The sequence below is a fragment of the Streptomyces sp. AC627_RSS907 genome (assembly GCF_019049165.1).
The window spans coordinates 1-552 of record NZ_JAGMUE010000829.1; the positions used below are offsets into that span (position 1 = coordinate 1).

Consider the following 552-nt stretch of genomic DNA (forward strand, 5'->3'; position numbering starts at 1 on the left):
GCGCGGGGGAGCGGTGTGGGGCGGGCGCTCATGGCGGACGCGGAGCGGAGGTTCGTCCGGGGGCCGGGCAGCGTCGAGGTGATCACCTTCGGGGCGGACCATCCGGGCGCCGTGGCCAGCGGGGCGCGCGTCTTCTACGAGCGCCTGGGGTTCAGCCCCGCGGAGGCCGCCGACCCCGGGCCGGAGGGCGGCTCGCGGCAGGTGTACCGCCGCGCGATCGGCTGAGCGTCGCCCCGCGGCCGTGGCCTCCGGCGGGCGTGCCGGCCCCGCGCGCTCAGTCGTCCCAGCGCTTGCGCGCGAACGCGGCCGTCCCCGTCACCAGCGTGTTGGCGGGCACGTCCTTCGTGACGACGGCGCCAGCGCCCACCACGGCGCCGCGGCCGATCGTCACCCCCGGGAGCACCGTCACGGCCGCGCCCAGCCAGGCGTTGGCCTCGATAGTGATGGGTGCCCGGGTGATGAACGCGCTGCGCTCGGAGGCCGGGAGCGGGTGGTCGGACGAGATGAGGTTGGTCTTCGGGCCGATCAGGACGCCGTCGCCCAGGCGGATGC

1 protein-coding gene and 1 pseudogene are annotated in these 552 nt (G+C 77.0%); one reads left to right on the forward strand and one right to left on the reverse strand.

The genetic code is table 11. From position 1 onward, the window contains the following. Positions 1 to 225, forward strand: a pseudogene (locus KUM32_RS38875) (GNAT family N-acetyltransferase); the annotation flags it as partial. A gap of 49 nt (positions 226 to 274) precedes the next feature. Here KUM32_RS38875 and KUM32_RS38880 read toward each other — a convergent pair. After that, the coding region (locus KUM32_RS38880) for a DapH/DapD/GlmU-related protein (RefSeq protein ID WP_302185248.1) at positions 275 to 552 on the reverse strand (278 nt) is incomplete at its 5' end.